Source organism: Clostridioides sp. ES-W-0018-02, assembly GCF_020658175.1.
In the GTDB taxonomy this organism is placed as follows: domain Bacteria; phylum Bacillota; class Clostridia; order Peptostreptococcales; family Peptostreptococcaceae; genus Clostridioides.
Genome location: NZ_JACVVY010000001.1, coordinates 1,337,371 through 1,363,329 on the forward strand (window position 1 = coordinate 1,337,371; position 25,959 = coordinate 1,363,329).

Below are 25,959 nucleotides of genomic sequence, written 5' to 3' on the forward strand. Positions count from 1 at the left end.
TCATAGATATAAAAATTTCTGACTGGTAAATAATAATATATTTATCATATTAACTAAAAGTAGTGGCATTCTTATTGTACAAGAATGCCACTTTTAAATTTGTTTATTTTTAGTTTTTTAATAATCAATACTTATATTTAAATTGATTAATTTCTATTTTTATAAAAAAACAACGATTAGTTTAATTTTGAACATTATTTTTTATACGTCTAATTTTTTCTAATAGCTCATTATATTCTAATTCATAACACTCTTTTTTTGCATTATCTTTTTCTATTGACAGCATAGATATAATGTTTGTAAGTCTATTTTCTAATACTAAAAGATTTTCTTGTTTAACTTTACTTTCTCTACTAGAAGTTTTTTTATTTCTACTAATGATATAATCACTATAGTTACAATCAAACTCCTTTATATTCTTATCTTTTATTTCTAAAAAATAGTCACAAATATGAGATATAAATACTCTATCATGAGATACTATAAGCATAGTTTTATCAGTATTTATCAATGCTTTTTCCAATGCTTCCATAGATTTTATATCCAAGTAATTAGTTGGCTCATCAAGAACTAAAAAATTATTATCTTCTAGTATTATTTTGCATAAAGCTATCTTTACTTTTTCACCCCCACTAAGAACTTTAACTTTTTTATAAACAGTATCACCTTTAAATCCAAATAAATTTAAATTTATTCTTATAAAAGACTCAGCAAATGAACTATTTGCTTTGATATTGTACAAAATACTCTTTTCCTCATCTAACAAATCTTGATTTTGGTCAAAATAACCTATCTTTACTTTGTTATTTATCCTTATACAATCATTTTTATTACTAAGTATTTCTTTTATCAGAGTACTTTTTCCACATCCATTATCGCCTAATAAAGCTATTTTCTTACCTCTTTTTACCTTGAAAGAAATATTATCTAGTAAAAGCTTTTTTCCCACATTTAAACTTAAATCCTTTAATTCCACTAAGTTTTTGCTGATTATTTCCATACCATCCTGTATTTTAATATTCATATTTGTACAAACTTTAGGCTTATCCTTTACTTCCAATTTCTCAATTCTACTTTTTAATGCTTTTACACTTGAATCTATTTTTTTCTTATTTGTTTGACCACCCATTTTATGGAGTCTAGCTTCTGAATTCCCCATTCGTTTTGGAGTCTTCCTTATACCATCACTTAAAGCTTTTTTGCCTAAAAGAGCTTTCTCCAATCTTTTTTTTTCATTTATATATTCATGATATTCAAAGTCAGATCTTTTTGTATCCGCATCCTTTTGTTCTAAATAATCAGTGTAATTACCTTTATAAACTTTTAATTTGCCACCTTCCAATTCCAATATAGTTGTACATAATTCATCTAAAAAACGTCTGTCATGAGATATTAATAATAATGCTCCTTTATGTCTCTTAAACATATTTTCCAAAATATCTATACTCTTTTTATCTAAATTTGAAGTTGGTTCATCTGCTATTATTATATTTTTCTTATTATTCAGTGCATCTGCTATCTTTAGCTTAACTTTTTCTCCTCCAGATAAATAATCTTCAAATTTATCTGGCGCATTTAATAGACTTTTTTCTTTACTATCATTACATTTTTCAATATTATTTTCACTCTGACTTATATATGAATAGCTATCTGTAAGATAAACACAACCTTCATCAATTTCTATTTCACCCAATATTGCTTTTAATAAAGTTGTTTTTCCCTGACCATTTGAACCCACTAAACCTATTCTCTCATTCTCTAATATTTCAAGTTTATCTATATCCAAAATTAATTTATCAGCATAATATTTTTTTAAATTTTCTACTTTTATTAACATCATAAAAAAATCCCTCCCTGGTATACTTAAATATAAGGAGAGATTTACATAAATAGGCACAATAACTAAACGTATAGACTATAATCTACTCTCCTTAATTTAAGCATTATAAATAAAGCCACCAATATAGGCTTTTCAAAATTTACAATACTTTAAATTATAAAAAATAGATTATATTCTCATCTTCCCAGTTACCTTACCCTTTCTTTTATTTATTTTTAATCATTATATCAATATTGATTGCCGATGTCTATAAAAAATTGATTATTTAAAATAATATATACTTAATTAATTATTATTTTTCAACTTTAAAATCTTGATTATTCAATATTCTATTTAGTACAATACCTACAATCGCAGCCAAACTAAGACCAGTTATCTTTACAGTACTTGTTATAGGAATTCCTATAGAAATCCCTTTATTAGATAAGTAAGTTGTTCCAAGACCTATCAATAATATAACTGCTATTATCAATATATTTACTTTACTTTCTACACAAGAACTATCTTTTATAGTTTTTAACCCAACATAAGTTATCATTGAAAATAGCATTATACTGATTCCACCCATAACTGAACCTGGTATACTTTGAAGAAATCCTCCAAACTTCCCTACACATGCAAGCAATATAGCAAATACTGCTGTACGTCTAAGTATTGAAGGGTCATAGTTTTTAGTTATCGCCAGTACTGCTGTATTTTCCCCATAAGTAGTGTTAGCTGGTCCACCTAAGCATCCTGCTACTATAGTTGCAAATCCATCACCAAGTAATGTTCTGTTTAATCCTGGATTCTCTATAAAGTTTTTTCCTACAACAGCACCATTGGTAGTCATATCTCCTATATGCTCCATAAATACAGCTAAAACAACTGGAGATATAATTACAATTGCTCCTAAGCTAAATTTAGGAATTGTAAAGTCAGGTATAGCAAGTAAACTTGCTTCTGTAATTGTAGTTATATCTACTAATCCTAATACCAAACATATTATATATCCAGAAAAAACAGCTATTAATATACCTAATTGTTTTATAAATCCTCTACCAAACTTATTAGTCAAAATTGCTATTGCTAAAGTCAAAAAAGCTATTATAAAATTAGCTGAAGCCATATTAAAAGCCGTTGGTAATAAATTCAAACCTATAACTGCTATCATAGCTCCTGTAACTTGTGCTGGAAAATATAACTTAATTTTATCCACCCCAACTAATTTTACTATAATTGACATTATAATATAAATTAATCCTGCTACTATTATACCACCCTGAGCATATGCCAAATCTCCTCCATAAGCTTCTTTAGCTGCTAGTATAACAGGAATAAAAGCAAAACTTGAACCTAAAAATGCAGGTACTTTTCCTTCTGTACAAAAATGAAATATCAATGTACCAACACCAGCGCAAAAAATTGCAACTGATGGATTAAAGCCTGTTAAAATGGGAACTAATACTGTCGCTCCAAACATGGCCAATAAATGTTGTAAAGACATTATCGTTTTTTTCATAAAAACCTCCAAAAATTATTATATATGAATAAATCCTTTGTTCAATTAATATCTTTTAATTAATTATAATTCCCTAGATTCTATTTTTTAATCTCTATATACTTACTGTACAAACTATCATTTTTTTACATTTTACGACATTGAAAACCAAAATAAAGGAGAATAGAGACTACATTAATATACACATTAATAAACTTGTATTATTTATTTTGTGCAATATATGTAAGCTTTATCCTCCTCCATGACTATACAATGCTGAGCTTTTATATAATATTAAAAAACCACTATTCTTTGATTGTAACTGAATCTTCTCCATCAATTTCTAATAAACTAACAGATATAATTTCATGTCTTGAAGTAGGGACATTTTTTCCTACATAATCTGCTCTTATAGGCAATTCTCTATGTCCTCTGTCCACTAATACTGCTAATTGTATTGATTTAGGTCTTCCTATATCAATAATAGCATCAAGTGCTGCTCTTACAGTTCTTCCTGTATATAACACATCATCAACTAAAACTACTGTTTTATCATCTACATTAAAATCTAGATATGTTCCTTTGACTACTGGTTCAACATTAATTTTTTCTAAGTCATCTCTATAAAGTGTTATATCAATATCACCAGTATCTACTTTTGTTCCTTCTATTTGTTCTATTTTTTTAGATATTCTATTTGCGATTGGTACACCTCTAGTCTTTATTCCAACTAAGACTAGGTTTTCTACACCTTTATTTCTTTCAATTATCTCATGACTTATCCTAGTAATTGCTCTTGCTATAGCCTTTTCATCCATTAATTGAGCTTTTTCTACCATATCATAACTATTGTCAAAAAAATATATTCTCTTTTATTTTGACAAATCTACTCCTCTCTCTTAAATTTTTATAGAACCACTTTATTAAAATTTTCAATTTAAACAACAAAAAACTTCTCATCACAAGACAAGAAGCTTTTATATAAAAAAATATATAGTCTAATTCAGCAATTGTCTTACGATATCTCTGTATCGTTTAAAGATAATTTTTATACTCCATTAACTCAAATTATATATTTATATTTCAAATTTTTCAAGCTTTTTTAATCAAAATACTTTAATATAAAATATTTTAGCTAAACTTCACTAATTTTATCACTTGTATAAATCTAATTAGATGATTTATAATATCATACAAACTTTTATTTAATTTTTCTAAGAACTTCCTTAAAGTATTCTGGTAATTCTGAATCAAATTCAATATATTCCTTAGTGGTAGGATGTATAAATCCCAATTTCTTAGCATGTAAAGTTTGTCCCTTTAGTTTAAACTTATTTTCTTTAGGTCCATATACACTATCACCTAAAAGCGGATGATTTATAGATGAGGCATGAACTCTTATTTGATGAGTTCTACCAGTTTCAAGTCTAGCTCTCATATGAGTAAATTTATCAAATCTTTCTACCACTTCAAAATGAGTTACTGCATTTCTTCCATCTTTTACTACAGCCATTTTTAATCTATCCTTAGGATTTCTTCCTATTGGTTTGTCTACAGTTATTTTATCTTCTTTAACTACACCATAACATATAAATTCATACTCCCTAGTTATAGAATGCTCTTTTAATTGTTCTGCTAAAAAATTATGTGCATAATTATTTTTAGCTACCATAAGAAGACCAGAAGTATCTTTGTCTATTCTATGAACTATACCAGGTCTAATAACACCATTTATTGATGATAACTTATCTTTACAATGATACAAAATTCCATTTACCAATGTATTTTCATAATTTCCAGGAGCAGGGTGAACAACCATATCCTGAGACTTGTTAATTATTAAAATATCATCATCTTCAAATACAATATCTATTGGTATATTTTGAGCTACAACCTCTAGAACTTTAGGTTCTGGTATTTCTATAATAATCTTATCTTCTTCTTTAACTAAATATTTTGCTTTTTCTACTTTATTATTAACTTTTACTTTACCATCTTTTATAATTTTTTGTATGTAGCTTCTTGACATATCTCCTAATTGTTCTGCTAGATAAACATCAAGTCTAACCTCTTCTTCCTTTTCAAGCACTAAAAACTCTCTTACATTCTCCATCAAATCACCTACTTTTACTTTCAAAAAATAAAACATATATACATAAAAATACAGTTCCTACAACTACAAATACATCAGCTACATTAAATACATACTCCCATATAATCCTAAAGTCAAAATAATCTACTACAAACCCTAATCTAACTCTATCAATTAGATTTCCTAATGCACCAGATATTATTAATATGATTCCCAACTTTCCAGATGTATGTACTTTTCTTGTATTGAGATAATATAACCCAAATACTGTTGCAATTAGTGCAACTATTATAAATATCCATTGATTATTTTGTAATAGTCCAAATGCTGCACCTCTATTTTCAACATAAGTTAGATGAAATACATTCTTTATTATTGGTATTGTAGACACATTCACCAAATTATTTAACACCCATAGTTTAGACAATTGGTCTAATCCTATAAGCAGAATTATTATTAACACATATAACAATGATTTTTCCCCCTATAAATTATTTAAAAATCAATTTTGATTGAAATTCACTATTACCATTATACAAAAAAAATACTATAAAGAGCAACTCTGTTAAAATTGAATTTTTTAGTAAAACTAATCAAAAATAATATTAACCCTTCTATATTATAAATTGCTACAAATTTAAAATTACATTATTATGTATAAAAAATTTCAAAATACTCTATTATTCAATACTTTTTGTGTATTTTATAGCTTAAAGATTAATGATGCTTGTATTTTAGATTTACAAGCATCATTAGTCTTTAAACAAATATCTTTTATTTTTGTACTTGTTGATTTTTATCTAAATGTTGTATAAGTTCAGATACTGTTACAAATTTATACCCTTTTTCTTTTAACTTGGGAATTACTACTTCCAAAGCCTGTATAGTCTGTGATTTATTGTTTCTTTTATTATTATAATCATGTAGAAGTATTATATTTCCATTTTGTACTTTTGTAAGAATAGTATTAATAATACTATCAACGCCAGGATTTGACCAATCTCTAGGGTCCAAGTTTGACCAAAGAATTATATTCATACCTTTAGAAACTATAATATCACATACACTTTTGCTCATAGCTCTATATGGAGGTCTAAATATTTTGGGCTCTACTCCAATTACACTCTTTACAGCATTTTGTGTATCTGTTATTTCTTTTTCTACTTTATTATAACTATTTTTTTCAACATTTATATGTGTAAATGTATGATTACCTATCTCATGCCCTTCCTCATACTGTCTTTTTAGTAATTCCTTGTTATATGCAACTTTTTCTCCAACCACAAAAAAAGTTGCTTTTACATTATTTTTCTTTAGTATATCAAGTACTTGTGGTGTAAAGTCTTCATCTGGCCCATCATCAAAAGTCAATGCTAAAATTTTTTCGTCCTCATTTCCTTGCTTGATTATTACATCTTCATAATCGTTCTTTATATTGTCATTTAGACTATAAGCTTCTTTTACGCTATTTTGATTATGTGTATTATGACTATATGTATATACGCCTACTATTGATAATACACATATACATATACCCCACATTACTTTTTTCATGTCATTACCTCTTTTCTTAATTCGTTCTAACAATATATGATGTCAATTTTTTAATCTCTTAATGTTCCGTTTTTGTTTAAATCAGTTAAATTTGTTAGGTCTGTTGAATAAAAATTAGAATCCTCCACTTCAGGAGTTTCACTTGCGTGTCCTAATAAATCCTCTTCTTTTTTTGCACACTCATTGCATAAATTTGTATCAGGTAGTATATCCAATCTTTCTAAATCTATTTTATTATGACATAAATCACAAAGTCCGTATGTCCCATTTTCTATTTTAGATAATGCCATATCTATTTGATACAATCTACCTTCTTCATGATTTATTAAACTATTTTGCATATTTTGCATATATAAATCTGTTCCCATATCTCCTATATGATTATCATAACTAGATAACTCTCCTGATGAATACTTTTCACTGGTATGTTTATTTGTATCTCCAAATAAAGTATTGTCTTTCATATCTCCCACTAAATTAGTCAAATTTGCTCTTTCTTTCAATAATTTATCTTTGTATTTTTTAGTATCCATTTTTAACACCTCTAATTTTAATATTTATATCATAAAAATAGTATGTGGAAAACTAAATTAAAAATACAATAAAAAGTAAGATTTGATTTTTTCAAAAAAAATTGTAGGCAAATTTTAAATTCACCTACAAATTTTTAAAACACATTTAAATGTTATATTTTTATTTTTTATAATAATTATATTAACTTGCTAATTTATGAGTATTTTGTTCTTTTATATCTTTAGCTTTTTTAAAGAATAAAATACCAAGAATTATTGCAACAGCAACACCTATTCCATTAGATATATTTACTGGTAGTCTAAAACCTTCTTTTGCCTGCATTATATAACTAAATGTTACTACAGTCATAAAAAGCGCTGGCAATGTAGTTATGTAGTGGTTTTTATTTGCTTTAACCAAATATGCAGAACCAGTCCATAACATTATCATAGCAAGTGTTTGATTTGCCCAAGAGAAGTATCTCCAAATTATATTAAAATCTATAAATGTAAGAGCAACACCTACTGCAAATAGTGGTAAAGCTATTAAAAATCTATTTTTAACTGCATCTTGATTGTAGTTCATTGCATCAGCTATTGTTAATCTAGCACTTCTAAATGCTGTATCACCTGAAGTTATAGGACATGCTACAACACCAAGTATAGCCAAAGCTCCTCCAATAGGCCCCATCAATCCAACAGATACTGTATTAACAACAGTAGCTGCTCCACCATCATTAAATATTACATTAAGTTGAGGTATACCATGGAAGTATGACATAGCTGCTGCTGCCCAAACTAAAGCTATTATTCCTTCTGCAACCATTGAACCATAAAATACTGGTCTTGCTTCACTTTCTCTTTCAACACATCTTGCCATAAGTGGTGATTGTGTTGCATGAAAACCTGATATTGCCCCACATGCTATTGTTATAAATAAATATGGGAATAGGGGTGTTCCATTTGGATTCATATTTTGTAAATTTATATTTGGTATGTTATATCCCTTTATTATTAATCCTCCTGCTACACCTACTGCCATAATTAATAAAGCTGCTCCAAATAAAGGATATATTTTTCCAATTAACTTATCTATTGGCAAAACAGTAGCCATTATATAATAAAGAATTATTACTCCAACCCATATTTGTGTATTTACTCCTGTTAATGTTTTTAATAATCCTGCTGGACCTGTTATAAAAACAACTCCAACCAATACCAAAAGAATAACGCTAAATATTCTCATTGCTATTTTTGCACTATTGCCTAAGTAAAGACCTACTAACTCTGATGCAGATGTACCTTTATTCTTCATAGATAAATATCCAGAAGCAAAGTCATGTACACCACCTGCAAAAATTGTCCCAAATACTATCCATAAAAATGCTGATGGCCCAAATAATGCACCTTGTATAGCACCAAATATAGGACCTAAACCTGCGATATTTAAGAATTGAATTAAGAAAATTCTTTTCCATTTCATTGGAACATAATCTACACCATCTCTACAAGCTATAGCTGGAGTTTGATTTTTATCATTGATTCCAAAAACCTTTTCTACAAAAGTACCATAAATAAAATAACCTACTATAAGTACCACCATTGAACCTAAAAAACTTACCATAAATTCATCCCCTTAGTTTTTTTATAATTGCTTTATAAATTTTTATAAGTTTAAGAAAACTATTTCCAGTTCAAATAGTAATACTTTTTTGCACTAATATAAATGTTAATCACATTAAGTGCATATTTAAATACATGAAATGACTTTATATGTGCATTAATAGCCTAAATTCTTTTATTCTACTTCTACTTACAGTTACTTCATAATCACTATCTTTTAACTTCAATATGTATGTGTTATTAAACCATGGGATAATTTCTTTTACTTTAGTTAAATTTACTATGTAAGACCTGTGTGTTCTAAAAAAAGTTTTATCATTTATTATGTTTTCTACTTCTGATATACCCTCTTTTAGTATAAATGTTTCCTTTTCAGTATATATAAATGTCTGTCTTTCATTAGCCTCACAGTAATATATATCATCAATATCTATTACAACCAATTTATCACCTTTCCAAAGGCTAATTTTATGTGTTATTTCCTCTATATTTTGATTTATTATACATTTTTTATCACTAGATATATAATTATTATCACTAGATATTTCACTACTATTTGTTTCACTTTTCTCTAACTTATCCAACATTGATGTAATCCTATCCTCAGAATAAGGCTTAAGTACATAGTCAAATACACCTAATGAAAAAGCATCTACTGCATAATTTTCATATGCTGTTATAAATACTATTTTGGGTCTTGCTTTAAATTGATTTAATGTTTTTGCAAGTAACATTCCATCAAGATGAGGTATATTTATGTCCAAAAAAATTACATCTATTTTATTTTCTTGAATAAAATCTAGTACTTCTATGCCATTAGTAAATTCACTTACTACCTCAATCTCGCTTTTATTTTCAATAAAATATCTCAATTCTTTTCTTGCTGGAAACTCATCCTCAACTATTATTGCTTTCATATTCTTACTCCTTTACGTAAAACATAATTAAAGTTCCTTTATCAGTTCTTCTCATATTAAGACCACTTCCATACATTAGCTTAAGTCTTAAATGAACATTATAAAGTCCAATCTTATTTTCTGGCATATTATCTTGATATACATTATTTATAACTTCTTCACTTATACCTATACCATTATCCTCAATCGATATTCTAATAGTATTTTCTAATGAATGTTGTAATTTTTTTATAGATATTTTTACCATACCAGCTCTTCCACTTTCCAAAACTCCATGTATAATTGCATTCTCTACTATTGGTTGTATAATTAAACTTGGAATTTTTATATTTACATCATCTATATCATAAATTATAGTTAATAAATCTCCAAATCTAGCCTTTTCTATTTCTACAAAAGATTTAACTTGCTCAATCTCTTTATTTATGTCTATCAAGTTATCACTATATTCAAGATTGTATCTCAAGTAAGTTGATAAATTTATTATGAGTTCTCTAGCTTTATCTGGATTAAATCTTATAAAGGATGCTATTGTATTTAGAGAATTAAATAAAAAATGCGGATTAATTTGCCTTTGAAGTGCTTTTATTTCTGCTTTATTTCTTGCTTCTATATCCTTTTTATCTTTTTCAATTCCCTCAACTATAGATATAACAAATCCTATACCAATTTGTCCTACAATTAGAGGCAAGTATATTCCATTAATTATTTGAATTGCTAGAGAATGAGGCTGTGATATTAAATATATAAGTAATATAGTAAAACTTTCAGAAATCATACCTACTAGTATTCCATATATCACTCTATGCTTCTTTGGTATCTTCTTATACAAAAATCCTGATAACACACCTGCTAGTATACTTGATAAAAGGCATGGCATGGATGTTATACCTCCAATATCCATAAAATACCTATGTATACCTGATAGCAAACCTGCTGTAATACCTACAATTGGTCCAAATAAAACGCCTCCTGATACTATAGATATTATTCGAGTATTTACTATTGACCCCATATAGTTTATGCCATTGTAAGTACCAAATATAGCTAGAAAAGTAAAAACTAAAGATATACAAATCAAATCATTTAAGCTATATTCTTCTTTTTGAAATATTTGTTTAAATGTTTTTAGCTTTGTTATTAGAAGAAATAATACTACAATAAGGCTTGTTTTTTCTATTAATGCTATTAAAATTGATGTTTTCATGTTTTTTCCTCTTATTTTTCCTATTTAAAATAATTTTTACATATGTTATTGGTATTATTTTTATGGCTTATTAAATACATAAAAAATAATTGCCTTAATTATTGTATCATATCAGTTAAACATAAAATCAAACTCATTTAATTATATATATAAATTTTTTTAAAACGTTTTTTTGATATATTATTGACAATTTTCTTTATAAGAGTTAAAATTAATTCATAAATTACATATTGAGTATAAAGTATAATGGATGTATGTTCAAGGTTAGTTCAGAAGGCTCTGGTTTTCTGATTTTTTTATGCTCAGTAGTGATATGCAAAAAAGAACAAAGTTAACGTCAGTTAACTTTTACCTTTATTCTACTTTCCCCAAAGTAAGAATAATCTAACCCCTTTGAGATGAGCAAAAGCTCATCTTTTTTTATTACAAAACTAAAGAGGATATTATCTTAATAATATCCTCTCTATTTCCTATCATATACTTTTTTAATAACTTTAAATATTTATTTACTAAAGAAGATATATAATATAATTAATATCTTCTCTCTATAAACCCAACCTTTTTATAAACTTTTCTAAGAGTTTTTCTAGCTTGCTTTTCAGCCTTTTCAGCTCCCATAGTATAGATTTTTTCTAAATAATCTTTATTATTAAGAAGGTCAACGTATTTTTCTCTTATTGGTCTTAAAGCTTCTGATACTACTTCAGCTACATCTTCTTTAAATACTCCATAACCTTTACCTTCATACATGTTTACAATTTCTTCTACACTCTTTTTACTTAAATTAGAATATATATCAAGTAAGTTTTTAATACCAGGTTGTTCATCAGTATACTTTACAACACCTAAAGAATCAGTAACACTTCTCTTAATCTTTCTCTTTATAGTATCTGAATCATCTGCCAATAATATAAATGCGTTGTCATTTGAATCAGATTTACTCATTTTCTTAGTTGGTTCTTGTAAACTCATTACTCTTGCTCCACCTTTTGGATAGTATCCTTCTGGGACTACAAATGTAGGTGAAAATCTATTATTAAATCTATTTGCTAAATCACGAGATAGCTCTAAATGTTGTTTTTGGTCATCTCCAACTGGAACCAAATCAGCTTGATATAATAGTATATCAGCAGCCATAAGAACTGGATACGTAAATAATCCTGCATTTAGATTTGCTTCACTCTTTTGTGATTTATCTTTAAATTGAGTCATTCTACTTAATTCACCCATATAAGTCATTGTATTTAATATCCACATAAGTTCAACATGCTCTTTAACATGTGATTGTATAAATATAGTATTTTTTTCTGGATCTAATCCACAAGCTAGATATTGAGCAAGTAATTCTATAGTATTAGCTCTCAAAACTTTAGGGTCTTGAGGTACTGTTATTGCATGTAAATCAACAATACTATAATAACAATTATAATTTTCTTGAAGTTCAGTCCAGTTTTTTATAGCTCCTAAATAGTTTCCTAGAGTCATCTTACCTGATGGTTGTGCACCACTAAATATAACCTTTTTTTCACTCATATGATTTGTACCTCCTTATATATTTATATTGATTTTAACATGCTTAATACGATATCTTTAGAATTGTTGGCGGCCTCATGTACAAATACTTCATATGCAACTCCAGCACTTCCATCTGCTTTATCAGACATTGCTCTTATTATGACAAATGGAACATTATTTAAGTAACATACATGAGCTATAGCTCCACCTTCCATCTCTCCACAATACCCGCCAAAATCATTTACTAACTCTTCTTTTAATTCTTTAGAGTTTATAAATATATCTCCTGTTACTACTCTTCCTTTTAATACTTTATGCGTTTTTGTTTCTTCTACAGAAGATTTATAAGCAGCTTCTACGAGTCTTTCATCTGCTTTAAATACAGATGTTTCCATTCTTGGTATAACACCTTTAGGGTCTCCAAATGCAGTAGTATCTATATCGTATTGTATCGCATCAGTTGAAATTACTATATCATTGACATTAAGATTTTCATTTAAAGCCCCCGCAACACCTGTATTGACAATAGCATCAACTTCAAATTCACTTATTAATATTTGTGCACAAAGAGCAGAGTTAACTTTTCCTATACCACATTTTACTAAAACAACACTTTTTCCTTCTAAAGTTCCTTTATGAAATTCTAAGCTAGCTTTTTTTACAATTTCTTTAATATCCATTAAATTCACTAATATACTTACTTCTTCATCCATTGCACCTATAATTCCTATTACGTTCATCTTTCCTCCTAAATTTTATATATTAAAAAATCCGTCCTAAATCAATAGGACGGATATATTTTCCGTGGTACCACCTAAATTTATATATACTCAAAGCTGAATATATATATCTTAATATGTGCTATAACGTGCACACACGATATCAGATAATCTACAGTCTTAAACTGCATTTCACATTACTCCTCAAAGACCCATTCAATAAATACTTTTTATTAAGTTCTCAGCACCCTTAATTCTCTGTGTAAAAGTCTATTTATTTACTCTTTCTTATCCCAGGATTTAATTTATTAATTTCTTTATTTTATAATATTCCTTATGATATAAATTGTCAACTATATATATAATAATATCCAAAATATATATTTAAAATACATTTTTATTTAGCTGTTCTCTTTTCATATCTATTCCATAACCATAGACCAGATAGGATAACTAGAAGACCTCCACCAATCATTTCTATTTCATATATGATATTTTCAGCAAATGTAGGCATAACTGGTGCTGCTGATAATAATATACCAACTACAGTTACAGTTAAAACCATTTTCGCTAAACCTATACAAGTACCTGTTGATTTTGCCATAGTATATGGTCTAATTTCATCTGGTCTCTCTTTTCTTAGCTTAATATAAGAAGCATATAACAATACATATGGGAATAATGCAGTTAATGCTGTCATAGTTACAAGAACATTGTATATAGCATCAACAGAAGGCATTAATGTAGTCACTAATAATATTATAGTAACTATTATTGCTTGAAGTATAACTGCTTTCGAAGGTATCTTGTGTTTATTTACTTCTACCAAACTATCTGGAAATACTCCTTTTTTAACACTACCAAATAACATTTTTATTGGTGATGCTATATAAAGAACTATTGCTCCTAATATTGAAAAAGCTATACCAAAAGCTATCAATTGAACTAACCAAGAACCTATTCCTAAAGATTCACAAACAGCTGCAAGCGCATCTAACACACCTTTAGAAGCAGTAATTTGGTCTGGTGGTATTATCATTGTTATTGCAATAGAACCTAATACATATAATGAAGCAACTATTCCAGCTGATATTAATATAGCTTTAGGGAAGTTCTTTTCAGGCTTATCTATCTCTGTTATAAAGTTAGCTGCAGTTTCTGCTCCTGCTAAACCAAACATTATAGCTGATATAGCAACAAATGCATCCATATTAAGTTTTGGAGTCATTGAAGCTATTGTATATGTTGAAGCCATATCATGTTTTTTCAATACTAATACTGCTAAAAATGAAAATATTATAAGTATAGCACTTGGTATTGTTGAACCTAATGCACCTGTATTAGTAAATATTTTTGTAAAGCTTATTCCTTTAGTTGCTATAATAGATAATATCCAGAATATTACTAAAGATAATATAAGTACAAATATCTTATTATCTGCAAGTGCTGGATTTCCTATTGTATAAGAAACATTTACTGCTAAAAAAGTTAGGAATGAAGAATACCAAAATATTTTAGCTGTCCAGTTTAACCAAGAAACTAAAAAGCCATATTTTTCTCCAAAGGCTTCCTTAACCCAATCATATAAACCTCCATCACCTTTTTGATATGTAGAAGCTAATTCAGCACAAATTAAAGCTCCTGGTACGAAATATATAAATGAGAATAATAACCACATAGGTATTGCACCTAATCCTAAACCGAAGCTTGACGCTGTCGACTTAGCTATCCATCTTATACCATATAAAGCTGATACATTCATAAATACCAAACTCCATAGGCCTATTTTTTTCTTTTCCATCCTATTATAATTTCCCCTCTCTTTATTAATTAAAAATTGATTTCATAACAGTTAAAATAACTTTAACCTATAAAATACTTCAATTTAACCTATAAAATACTTTAAATAAAAATATTTATACCTCAAATTTAGATATTTTGAAATCAAAATTTACTAAAAGTGATAAATTTTGAAAGTTCTATCACTTTCTCTTTAATGATACTAAATTTTTAAAATTGTTTCAATATTATTTTAATATAAAAATTTTTTTATTAATTTTCATAATTATATAACTATCTTAAATATATATTTTTACTTATTCAAGTTATTATTTTTATAAAATTTTCACAATATAAACTTATTTTACTTTTCTTTTAATGTAAAATAGGGAATTAAATTTAATATAAAAAATATATGTTAAAATTTTTTTATATTTCTAGAAGAAAAGTATACTAATTTTTGTTTAATAGTGCTAAAATTGATTTGTATCGAATTTTGATTAGGAGGAAATTATTATGAAGACTCAAAGATTAAATGCTGTACTTGAACAAATGAAAAAAGATGATATTTCTCAAATGTTGGTAAGTGATCCTACTTCAATATTTTATTTAACAGGATTACTAATCCACCCAGGTGAAAGACTGTTAGCTTTATACTTAAATTTAAATGGTAATAATAAATTATTTATAAATGAATTATTCCCAGTTGCAGAAGATTTAGGTGTTGAAATGGTTTGGTTTAATGATACTCAAAATCCAATAGAAATAGTAACTGAACATGTAGACAAAAATGCTACTATGGGTGTTGACAAAAACTGGCCAGCTAGATTCTTATTAAGCTTAATAGAATCAGGTGGAGGAAGTAAATTTGTAAACTCATCTTATATAATAGATACTTTAAGAATGTGTAAAGATGAAGAAGAAAAAGAATTAATGAGAATAGCTTCAAGATTAAATGACAAAGGTATGGAACAACTTAAAGCTACTGTTTCTGGTGAACTTACAGAAAAACAACTTGTTGGTAAATTATCTAAAATATATGAAGACTTAGGTGCTGATGGATTTTCATTTGACCCTATAATAGGATTTGGTCCTAATGGAGCTAATCCACATGGAGAACCAGGAAATGCTCTTGTAAAACCTGGTGATGCAATAATATTAGATATAGGTTGCATAAAAGATAATTATTGTGCTGATATGACAAGAACTGTATTCTATAAAGAAATACCTGAAAAAGGTAGAGAAATATTTGAAATAGTTCTTGAAGCCAATAAGAGAGCTGAAGCTATTGTAAAACCAGGAGTTAGATTCTGTGATATAGATGCAGCTGCTCGTGATTACATAACTGAAAAAGGATATGGACAATACTTCACTCATAGAACTGGTCACTCTATAGGACTTGAAGTTCATGATAAGGGAGATGTATCTTCTATAAATACAGATACTGTGCAACCAGGAATGATATTCTCTATAGAACCAGGTATATATTTACCAGGAGAGTTTGGAGTTAGAATAGAAGATTTAGTACTAGTTACTGAAGATGGTTGCGAAATACTAAACAAATATGACAAAGAAATATGTGTGGTTGGTTAATTGTAAGATTAACTTAATAACATCAAAATAAGCTGTATAAAAATGATTTTATTCATTTTTATACAGCTTTAACTTTTTAGTTTGTTGTTTATATTGCAGTTATCAAAATTGCACCTTTTGAAGTATATGTTCCCATTACTGAACCAACTTCACAGATTACAACGTCTTTATATTTAACATCTTTTTCCATAGCTTCTCTTACTTTTTGAGCTTTTTCAGGGCAGTTAGCATGTCCTATAAATAAAACCTTCTCTTCTTTATCTATAATTTTTGATTCTACTAACTGAATCAGTTTTTTCAAGCTATTCCCTTCACCCCTTGCCTTATCTATTGGAGTTACAATCCCATCTGCAACTTGTATTATAGCCTTAAAATTTAATGTATTTATAATTTTTCCTGCTATTGGATTTATTCTACCTCCTTTTATAGCATTTTCTAATGTCTCTAGAGTTCCATAAAATGGTGGATTGTCTTTATATCTATCTATTATTGAAACAATTTCTTCAAGTTCTTTTCCTTCTTTTATTAATATTGCCGCTTTTAATACTAATTGTCCTATGCCAATTGACCCACTAAGTGAATCTATAATTTCAATTTTTTTATTATTTCCTTCTTTTTCGAACATGTCTTTTGCCAAAAGTGCACTATTATAAGTTCCAGATAATCCTGAACTTATGCTAATTACTAATATACTTTCCTCTTCGCATTGATATGCTTCTAAAAACTTATCTGGTGAAGGACATGATGTTTTTGGCAATAATTTACTTTCATCCATTTTTCTGTAGAAAGTTTCATTATCTATTTCCTTCCCAGATATATAGTTCTCTTCTCCAAAAGATACATTTAAACCAATAACTTCAATATTGTATTTCTCTATTATATGATTAGGTAAGTCACATGCACTGTCTACTATCAATTTTATTTTATCCATATTAACCTCACTATAAGATATTGTTTTTGTTTATTTAGTCGGTCGTACGACCGATTTAATTATTATTTTATATTTTGGATGAAAAAAAGTCAATAGATATAGATTCTTGCTTTATTGACAATAATTTTCTATAAGCTTATAATGTTATTAATTTGTTATAAATATACATAGAAAGGTAGGTTTTATGAAAACAAATAATATGAAACAAGCTATTTTATTATCTGCTACTAATTTAATAGCCAAAAATGGAGTTCAAAATACCAGTCTTGCTGATATTGCAAAAGATGTGAATATAAGTAAGGGTACACTATATTATCACTACTCATCTAAAAATGATATTATATATGACATTGCTGATACTCATTTAGAAGTTATAACTAGTGCTATATTAAACTGTGTAAAAAATGTCAAATCCAAAAATTCTCAAATAGAAATGGTCAACTTAATACTAGAAAAAATATCTACTATAGAAAGTCGTGGTAGAGTACATATGTATCTTATTTGTGAAGCTATTACTTCAAATGATGATTTAAAAGAAAGAATGAGATTGAAATATATTGAATGGCGAACTACCCTTAAATCTGAAATTATTGAATCTCTTGAAAAATATAGTGGTGATGAGAATGAACAGGATGCTGAATCCTTTTCTTTTTTACTTATGTCTATAGTTGATGGTTTAGTTGTCCAAAGCCTGTTAAAAACAGAAAAAATGCCTTATGAAAATATCGCTTCTTTTTTAGTTAACCATTGGATTTAAACTTGATATTTTAATAATTAATAAAAGTGAACTATTAAAGTTTTTTTATTTAACAGCTCACTTTTTTATTTGCTATGAATAATTTTTATTTAAACCTTCATGGAATCACAAAATAAAAATCATTTTATTAATTTAAAATACTTCTATTTATGTTGATGTGTATGCCCATCTAAATGTTCATGCCCATGTATATGTGTATGTTCATGCCCATGCTCATGAGTTCCTGAAAATCCATCATCATGATTATGGTCATGACCTACACCATTTACATGCTCATGTTCATGTCCATGACTGTGAGAATGCTCGTGTGAATGTTGATGGTTATCTCCTCCACAGCATCCTTCTCCTCCAGTTCCACAGCATCCATTAGCATGTGGATTATGATGATTTCTTACTACAAATCTCTCTCTTAACATATTATTATACCTCCTAGTATATTATTGAGCACTTCATGTGCCCCATTAGTTACAGTATACATCTAACTAGGTACAATAACAAGATATATGGTATTTTTTAACACTTATATCTTATAAAAATTTATCCTTAAAACCTCCACCTTTTACTTCTTCTACATTGTTTACAGAAATAAAAGCTTCACTATCCATATCATAAATTAAATCCTTAAATTTACCTACTTCATTTGCAGATATGATACAGTAAATCATTTTTTTCTTATTCTGCGTATATGCTCCTTCTGCTTCTAAAAAAGTTACTCCTCTACCCATCTTATTCATTATTACTTTTGATATTTCTTCATATCTATTTGATATTAAAAGTATAGATTTTTTTCTATCAAAGCAATCTTTTGCTATATCCATTGTAAAAGAAATTATATACATAGTAATTAGAGTGTACATTACCAATTTTGCTCCAAATAAAAATGCACCTGCACATACTACAAAGAAATTAATAAATAAAAATGTATTTTTCATTGGTATATCGTACTTTCTTTTCATTATAGCTGCTATTATATCAAGCCCTCCAGCAGTAGCTCTTGCTTTAAAGGTCAATCCCATACCTATACCAGTTAAAACACCACCATAAATAGATTGTAGCATAGTATCATCTATTGGAAAATATTTAGCAATATCTTGTGTTAAACCAAGTGCAACAGAAAATAGTAACATATTTACAAAACTTATTAACAAAAATTTATTATCAAAATACTTCTTAGCTATAATAAATATTGGTATATTCATCAAAAAACTAGATAATCCCTGATTTATACCAAATAACTTATATAATATAACACAAATTCCAGCTACTCCTCCACTTAACAACTTGGCTGGTGCTAGATATAAATTTATTCCTAAGGTTGATAAAATCATTCCCAATATAATAAGACCATATTGCAAAAATATGTTATTATCAATACTTAGTTTTTTGCTTTCACCATACATCAAAACGCACCCCTTTGCATAATAAATAAACCACCCTGCATAATGCACAATAAATTTAAAAATAAATTTACCAGAAGTAGTTCACTCTAAAATATTATTCATCCTCACTTAAACGTTTATTCATTAACATTTTATCATATGCTATAAATAATTTATATGATTTATATAAATTTATTTGTTGTAAATTTTGGAATATTAAAACATTTAATTATTGAAGTACAAAAACAATTAATTAAATAAAGAAATAAGCTATCTTTTTAAAAAAAGCCCTATAGAAATTTACAAATCATTTTCTATAGGGCTCTTAATTAACAGCTTGTTATTTTTTATTTTCTTGTAACTTTTATACCTGTCATATGGTCATTTAAGTTTTGTTCTTCTAAAGATTTATCATCCACTCTATTTATTTCTAAAGCTAAAGTCTCAGACTTGATGTATTCATCAAAATGCTCAACAGCTTTAGCAATCTCATCATCACCACAGTAATCTATTACTATGTTGTCTAGTACTTCAAAGTTATTAGATTTTCTCAATTGTTGTACTTTAGATATAAATTCTCTAGCATATCCTTCATCAACTAACTCATCAGTTAATTTAGTATCTAGTATAACAAAAAGATTATTTTCAACAGATACATTAAATCCTTCTTTAGCAGTTATACCTATTAATACTAAGTCTTTATTAAATTCAAATGCTTCTCCATTTAAATCAACTGTTAAAGTTTCACCATTTTCAAGTTTATTAGCAGTTTCATGTGCATTTAACTTGTTTAATGCTCCTACAAATAAGTTCATCTTAGCGCCTAATATTGGTCCAGCTTCTTTAAAGTTTGGTTTTAGGCTAAAGTTCATATATTCATCTAAATCTTTAGCAAATACTACCTCTTTAACATTAAGCTCTTCTTTTATTAAATCAACTACATCACTTATTGTGTCTTCAAATTTACCATCTACTAATACTTTTTGTAATGGTTGACGAACTTTTATTCTCTCAACTTCTCTTGAAGCTCTACCTAAAGTAACTAGATTCTTAGCTAAATCCATTTTTTCTTCTAATTTAGTATCAACTAAACTCTCATTAAACTTAGGATATTCAGCTAAATGAACAGATACTTCTCCAGTTAGGTTTCTATACATTTCTTCTGACATATATGGAGCAAATGGTGCTATAGCTCTGCAAAGTCCATGTAATAATTCATAAGTTGTATTGTATACAGCTTTTTTATCTTCTGTTAATTCAGTTGCCCAGAATCTTCTTCTTGAACGTCTTATATACCAGTTAGATAAATCATCATTTATGAAATCTTGTATCATTCTTAAAGTTTTATTTAATTCAAATATCTCTAAATTTTCTTCTACATCTTTCATTAAATTATTGAATTTAGATAGTATCCATCTGTCAAGTTCTGGTCTATCTTTGTATTCTACAAAGAATTCAGTTGGATTTATATCATCTGTATTTGCATATAAAGTAAAGAAGTTATATACATTTTTCATAGTACCTATAAATTTACTTTGGATTTCTTTTAATCCATCCATATCAAATTTAGTTGGAGTCCATGGTGGAGAAACATATAGTAAATACCATCTTAGCGCATCTGCTCCATATTGATCAAACAACTGCATAGGATTTACTGTATTTCCTCTTGATTTACTCATTTTCTTTCCATCTTTATCAAGTACAAGGTCTGGAACTAAGACACTCTTATACGGTGCTTTTCCTAATACAAATGTTGATACTGCAAGTAATGAGTAGAACCAACCTCTAGTTTGGTCTATACCTTCTGATATATAATCAGCTGGGAATAGCTCATCAAAGTTTTCTTTGTTTTCAAATGGATAGTGGTGTTGTGCAAATGGCATAGCTCCACTATCAAACCAGCAGTCTATAACTTCTGTTACTCTTGTCATTGGTTTTCCACATTTTTCACACTTCAAGTGTATATCATCTACATATGGTCTATGAAGTTCTACAGTTTCTGGGTTTACATCTTCTATAGCTTTTTCAGCTAATTCTGCTCTTGAACCAACTGAATCTGTATGACCACATTCACATCTCCATATAGGAAGTGGAGTTCCCCAATATCTAGTTCTTGATATTGCCCAGTCATTTAGATTTTCTAACCAGTTTCCAAATCTCTTTTCACCTACAAAGCCTGGGAACCATTTTACACCATTATTATTTTCTATTAATTTATCCTTAAGCTTAGTCATTTCTATATACCAGCTTGGTTTTGCATAGTACACAAGTGGAGTTTGGCATCTCCAACAATGTGGATAATTATGAACTACTTTTTCTTTACTATATAGTTTATTTTCAGAAGCTAGCCATTTTATTATTTCAACATCTAGCCCATCTTCCATTACAAATCTACCTTCCCAAGGAGTAGTTGTAAATTTACCAGTTTCATCTACTGGCTGTACAACTGGTAAATCGTATCTTTTACCTGTATTGTAGTCATCTTCACCAAATGCTGGTGCTGTATGAACTATTCCAGTACCATCTTCAGTAGTTACATAATCTCCTACTGTAATGAAAAATGCTTTTTTATCAACTTCTACAAAAGGCATTAATTGTTCATATTCTAAGCCTTCTAAATCTTTACCTTTCATTTCTTCTAAAACTTCATAGTCTTCACCTAGTACTTTATTAGCTAAAGGTTTAGATACATAATATACCTCATCACCTTTTTTAACTTTTAAGTAATCAACATCAGCATTCACTGTTAATGAAACATTTGATGGTAAAGTCCATGGAGTAGTTGTCCATGCTAAGAAATATTCATCAGCATCTTTTTTCTTAAATTTAGCTACAACTGTATTTGTCTTTACTTCTTTATATCCTTGTGCAACCTCATGACTAGCAAGACCAGTTCCACATCTTGGGCAATAAGGAAGTATTTTATGCCCTTCATATATATATCCTTCTTTATTGAACTTATTCAATATCCACCATACAGATTCTATATAGTTATTATCTAAAGTTATATATGGATTATCTAAGTCAACTTCATAAGCCATTCTCTCAGTCATTATTCTCCATTGTTTTTCAAATGAGAAAACTGACTCTCTACATTTTTGGTTAAATTCAGCTATTCCATATTCTTCTATTTGTTGCTTGCTAGTAAGACCTAATTCTTTTTCTACTTGTATTTCAACTGGCAATCCGTGTGTATCCCAACCAGCTTTTCTCTTTACTTGATAACCAGACATTGTTTTATATCTACAAACAGAATCTTTAAGTGTTCTAGATAAAACGTGATGTACTCCAGGATTTCCATTAGCTGTTGGAGGTCCTTCATAAAATACAAAACTTGGGTCGTCTTTACCTTTTTCTAGAGTTTTTTCAAGTATATCTATGTCTTTCCAATAGTCAAAAACTTGTGCTTCTGCTTGTTTCACAGAACTGTCCACCAATGGCTTAAATTTTGCCATGTAAATCACCCTTTCCTACAGTTATTATAATTCCAAAGTTTTTATTCTTTTACGTAAATTTGAATAATAAAAAACTCGTCCCCTTTAAACAAAGGGACGAGTTATCAATCGCGTTACCACCCTAATTCTATATGTGAACTTAACAATAGTCACATATAACACTCTAATAGTATAACGGCACTAACCGGCACAGCTTAATAAAGTTTAATCGTTCAGCCTGCAGCTCAAGAGTGATTCTCATCTTTATAAATTCCTTGGTTCTCAGCATACCCAATTCTCTGTAAAATTATCTAAAGATAATTGTCTCTATCAACGCTTTTAAAAATTTATCTGTGTTTATATGAAATTCTATAACAAATAATTTGAATAGTCAATATATTTTTGAAAAATATAATAATTTATATTTTTCTTACATATTTATCCTATTTTTTGTTTTTGTTATAGTATTCTCAAACTTAAACAATAATTCTACCTAAAATCCAGTAAAATTATTGTTTATTCTAAAGTTGTAGCAGCTTCATCATTACTATAATTATACACTGATGTACCTTCAAATGCATTTACACATTTTTCATCTACATCATAAAAAATCTCATCGACACTTCTTATTTCATCTTCTAACAATGATTTAAATTTATTTCTAAATATCTTAAATTCTTTAACTAAAGCATCGTACTCTTTTCTTATCTCTATAACACGATTATTAGCTTGTTCTATAATTTGTCTAGCCTTTAAATCTGCTTCTTCAACGATTATCTTAGCCTTTTTATTTGCTGCACTACAAGTGTCTTCTGCTGCACTTTGAGCAGTTATTAAAGTAGCTTTTAGTGTTTCTTCAATATTTTCATATTTATTTACTTGATCTTGATATAATCCTAATTTTTCTTTAAGAGCTGTATTCTCTCTACATAGAGATTCATAATCTTCTTTGATAATATCTAAAAACTCATCAACTTCTTCATCTCTATAACCTCTTAAACCTTTTTTAAACTCTTTATTTTCTATCTCAATTGGAGTTAGCATTACATTTCCTCCCAGCTATAATTTTAATTAGTCCTTATACAATTAATTTTGCTTGAACTTTTATTCTTCCTTTTTTAGTAATATCTCCTATTTGTGTTACTTTAGCTCTTCCTTTACCTCTAATAGAAATTAAATCATCATTTTTAATTATTTTAGAAGTTGAAGTTATCTTTTCATAATTGACATGGACTTTTTCTCCATTTATGTATTTTGCACTATCTTGCCTAGATATATTGTAAAGACTACTTATGATACAATCTAACCTATCTGAAGATACTGTAAATGATACTTCTTTATATTTTGAAGAACTATTAACAATATTTTCTCTGGAAATTTCCTTTACAATTACACTATTTCTTGAAACTTTCTCTAAATTTATGATTATAAAATCACAAATATCACTACTTACAACTACTTGACAAAAACTATCATGTATAATTATATCTCCAATTTTGTCTCTTTTTATACCTAGATTCAAAATTGCTCCTAAATAATCTTTATGAGATATACTTTTAAATTTAAAATTTCCTTCTATTTGTAAAAATCTAAGAGTATCTTCTATATCCTCATATTCCATGTAAAATGGATAAATAAATACAGTGCTTCTTTCAGCTTGTTCATAACCTCCATCCACACTGTATTTTATTTCATTAGTAGAATTTAATATATCTACAGCATTTCTCACTTCATATGGATTAAGAAACTCAGTAGACTTAACATCATAGTTTTTTATACAACTATTAGCCTTGTCTATTACTTTAAACATTTTATTTTTCAAGTCTACATCCTTTATGTGATTTGTCAATTTCAATTTGTCCATGTTATCACCTTAGAATATAACCAATACTAATTGTCTTAGGAACATCAATAATACTATTGCAATTAAAGGAGAAAAATCTATCGGCCCATTTGTGTATTTGTACATTATAGACCTGATTGGACCTTCTATTGGCTCTGTAAGATTTTCTAAAATCTCAAAAATTTTGCTTTGTCTTCCATTTGGAAACCAAGTCATCAAGCTTTTTATAACTATCATCCATGCTATTATGTCTAAAAGATAATATAGTGCAATTCTTATTGTTCCCATACATTAACCGCCTTTTTACTATTTATTTTGCCAAGGGAAGAATGCTTTGCTTTCTAATTCTTTTTTCATATTTGCATCTATATCTACATTATTAGGAGCTAGTATAAATATTGACTTAGAAACCTTTTGTATACTTCCATCTAAAACATAAACCGCTCCATTCATAAAATTAAATATAGATTTACGAACTTCAGAATTAGTCAATCCTTCCAAATTCACTATAACTGCCCTTCTTTGTTTTAGATGGTCTGCTATAGTTGCAGCTTCATCATAAACTTTAGGTTCAACTATTACAACTTTCATTTGAGAAGTTGTATGTAAATTTACAATTTTATTTGCTTTTGCAGCACTAAATCCTCCATTTATTTCTTCCTCTTGAACTATATCTTCCATACCACCTTCATATTCATCTTCAACATAATCTTCATCTTCATCAACTATCCAGTTCTTAAATTTAGATATTATTCCATTTGACATTATTAACTTCCTCCTTAGA

Annotated in this window: 23 protein-coding genes and 2 other annotated features; of the genes, 2 read left to right on the top strand and 21 right to left on the bottom strand. The window is 27.9% G+C overall.

The genetic code is table 11. The annotated features are described in order from the left end of the window. Window positions 1–181: 181 nt before the first annotated feature. From cplR to IC219_RS05965, 13 genes are all read right to left on the bottom strand, one after another. Complete coding sequence (gene cplR / locus IC219_RS05905) at window positions 182–1,840, bottom strand: ABC-F type ribosomal protection protein CplR (protein ID WP_227824208.1); 1,659 nt, start codon at window positions 1,838–1,840, stop codon at window positions 182–184. A 292-nt stretch (window positions 1,841–2,132) separates the two neighbouring features. Continuing rightward, window positions 2,133–3,341, bottom strand: a complete 1,209-nt coding sequence (locus IC219_RS05910; protein WP_227432465.1) for a uracil-xanthine permease family protein — start codon at window positions 3,339–3,341, stop codon at window positions 2,133–2,135. A 284-nt stretch (window positions 3,342–3,625) separates the two neighbouring features. Continuing rightward, window positions 3,626–4,159: a bifunctional pyr operon transcriptional regulator/uracil phosphoribosyltransferase PyrR gene (gene pyrR, locus IC219_RS05915; protein WP_227432464.1), complete on the bottom strand. Its 534-nt coding sequence runs from the start codon at window positions 4,157–4,159 to the stop codon at window positions 3,626–3,628. 362 nt (window positions 4,160–4,521) lie between these two features. Further along, window positions 4,522–5,469: an RluA family pseudouridine synthase gene (locus IC219_RS05920; protein WP_413926909.1), complete on the bottom strand. Its 948-nt coding sequence runs from the start codon at window positions 5,467–5,469 to the stop codon at window positions 4,522–4,524. After that, entirely contained in the window at window positions 5,438–5,884 is a 447-nt protein-coding gene (gene lspA / locus IC219_RS05925; protein ID WP_227432462.1) for a signal peptidase II, read from the bottom strand. The genes IC219_RS05920 and lspA overlap by 32 nt, the downstream gene beginning before the upstream one ends. Window positions 5,885–6,186: 302 nt before the next feature. Then, entirely contained in the window at window positions 6,187–6,966 is a 780-nt protein-coding gene (locus IC219_RS05930) for a polysaccharide deacetylase family protein (RefSeq protein ID WP_227432461.1), read from the bottom strand. A 50-nt stretch (window positions 6,967–7,016) separates the two neighbouring features. Then, window positions 7,017–7,499: a TraR/DksA C4-type zinc finger protein gene (locus IC219_RS05935; RefSeq protein ID WP_227432460.1), complete on the bottom strand. Its 483-nt coding sequence runs from the start codon at window positions 7,497–7,499 to the stop codon at window positions 7,017–7,019. A 181-nt stretch (window positions 7,500–7,680) separates the two neighbouring features. After that, a complete protein-coding gene (locus tag IC219_RS05940; protein WP_227432459.1) occupies window positions 7,681–9,102 on the bottom strand; it encodes a carbon starvation protein A in 1,422 nt (473 codons plus the stop codon). 145 nt (window positions 9,103–9,247) lie between these two features. Continuing rightward, entirely contained in the window at window positions 9,248–10,018 is a 771-nt protein-coding gene (locus IC219_RS05945; protein WP_227432458.1) for a LytR/AlgR family response regulator transcription factor, read from the bottom strand. Window positions 10,019–10,022: 4 nt separating this feature from the next. Then, window positions 10,023–11,225 carry a sensor histidine kinase gene (locus IC219_RS05950; RefSeq protein WP_227830783.1) on the bottom strand — a complete coding sequence of 401 codons (1,203 nt, stop codon included), beginning with the start codon at window positions 11,223–11,225 and terminating at the stop codon, window positions 10,023–10,025. A 531-nt stretch (window positions 11,226–11,756) separates the two neighbouring features. Further along, window positions 11,757–12,758, bottom strand: coding sequence for a tryptophan--tRNA ligase (gene trpS / locus IC219_RS05955; protein ID WP_227482885.1), 1,002 nt, complete (start codon window positions 12,756–12,758; stop codon window positions 11,757–11,759). A gap of 23 nt (window positions 12,759–12,781) precedes the next feature. Then, on the bottom strand, window positions 12,782–13,480 hold the full coding sequence (locus IC219_RS05960) for a 5'-methylthioadenosine/adenosylhomocysteine nucleosidase (RefSeq protein WP_227830784.1): 699 nt from the start codon (window positions 13,478–13,480) through the stop codon (window positions 12,782–12,784). Between the two features lie 42 nt (window positions 13,481–13,522). Beyond that, window positions 13,523–13,763 (bottom strand) — a binding site (T-box leader). 93 nt (window positions 13,764–13,856) lie between these two features. Further along, the gene (locus IC219_RS05965; RefSeq protein ID WP_227432454.1) at window positions 13,857–15,260 is read right to left on the bottom strand and encodes an APC family permease; all 1,404 of its coding nucleotides are present in this window, start codon (window positions 15,258–15,260) and stop codon (window positions 13,857–13,859) included. Between the two features lie 494 nt (window positions 15,261–15,754). Between IC219_RS05965 and IC219_RS05970 the strand changes: the two genes are divergently transcribed. Continuing rightward, the gene (locus tag IC219_RS05970; RefSeq protein WP_227432453.1) at window positions 15,755–16,831 is read left to right on the top strand and encodes a M24 family metallopeptidase; all 1,077 of its coding nucleotides are present in this window, start codon (window positions 15,755–15,757) and stop codon (window positions 16,829–16,831) included. Between the two features lie 88 nt (window positions 16,832–16,919). Here IC219_RS05970 and IC219_RS05975 read toward each other — a convergent pair whose 3' ends face one another. Continuing rightward, entirely contained in the window at window positions 16,920–17,762 is an 843-nt protein-coding gene (locus IC219_RS05975; RefSeq protein WP_227482886.1) for a DegV family protein, read from the bottom strand. 184 nt (window positions 17,763–17,946) lie between these two features. Between IC219_RS05975 and IC219_RS05980 the strand changes: the two genes are divergently transcribed. After that, a complete protein-coding gene (locus tag IC219_RS05980; RefSeq protein WP_227482887.1) occupies window positions 17,947–18,519 on the top strand; it encodes a TetR/AcrR family transcriptional regulator in 573 nt (190 codons plus the stop codon). A gap of 143 nt (window positions 18,520–18,662) precedes the next feature. On the opposite strand, the gene IC219_RS05985 is transcribed toward IC219_RS05980, so the two are convergent. From IC219_RS05985 to IC219_RS06015, 7 genes are all read right to left on the bottom strand, one after another. Then, window positions 18,663–18,935, bottom strand: a complete 273-nt coding sequence (locus IC219_RS05985) for a hypothetical protein (protein WP_227432450.1) — start codon at window positions 18,933–18,935, stop codon at window positions 18,663–18,665. A 111-nt stretch (window positions 18,936–19,046) separates the two neighbouring features. Next, a complete protein-coding gene (locus IC219_RS05990) occupies window positions 19,047–19,919 on the bottom strand; it encodes a YitT family protein (RefSeq protein ID WP_227824210.1) in 873 nt (290 codons plus the stop codon). A gap of 326 nt (window positions 19,920–20,245) precedes the next feature. Then, on the bottom strand, window positions 20,246–23,353 hold the full coding sequence (ileS, locus tag IC219_RS05995) for an isoleucine--tRNA ligase (RefSeq protein ID WP_227432448.1): 3,108 nt from the start codon (window positions 23,351–23,353) through the stop codon (window positions 20,246–20,248). A gap of 89 nt (window positions 23,354–23,442) precedes the next feature. Continuing rightward, window positions 23,443–23,675 (bottom strand) — a binding site (T-box leader). A gap of 173 nt (window positions 23,676–23,848) precedes the next feature. Continuing rightward, on the bottom strand, window positions 23,849–24,376 hold the full coding sequence (locus IC219_RS06000) for a DivIVA domain-containing protein (protein ID WP_227432447.1): 528 nt from the start codon (window positions 24,374–24,376) through the stop codon (window positions 23,849–23,851). A gap of 34 nt (window positions 24,377–24,410) precedes the next feature. Next, window positions 24,411–25,196 carry an RNA-binding protein gene (locus IC219_RS06005; RefSeq protein WP_227482889.1) on the bottom strand — a complete coding sequence of 262 codons (786 nt, stop codon included), beginning with the start codon at window positions 25,194–25,196 and terminating at the stop codon, window positions 24,411–24,413. Window positions 25,197–25,205: 9 nt separating this feature from the next. Further along, on the bottom strand, window positions 25,206–25,463 hold the full coding sequence (locus tag IC219_RS06010; protein ID WP_054274603.1) for a YggT family protein: 258 nt from the start codon (window positions 25,461–25,463) through the stop codon (window positions 25,206–25,208). An 18-nt stretch (window positions 25,464–25,481) separates the two neighbouring features. After that, window positions 25,482–25,940, bottom strand: a complete 459-nt coding sequence (locus IC219_RS06015) for a cell division protein SepF (RefSeq protein ID WP_227432445.1) — start codon at window positions 25,938–25,940, stop codon at window positions 25,482–25,484. Between the last annotated feature and the right edge of the window lie 19 nt (window positions 25,941–25,959).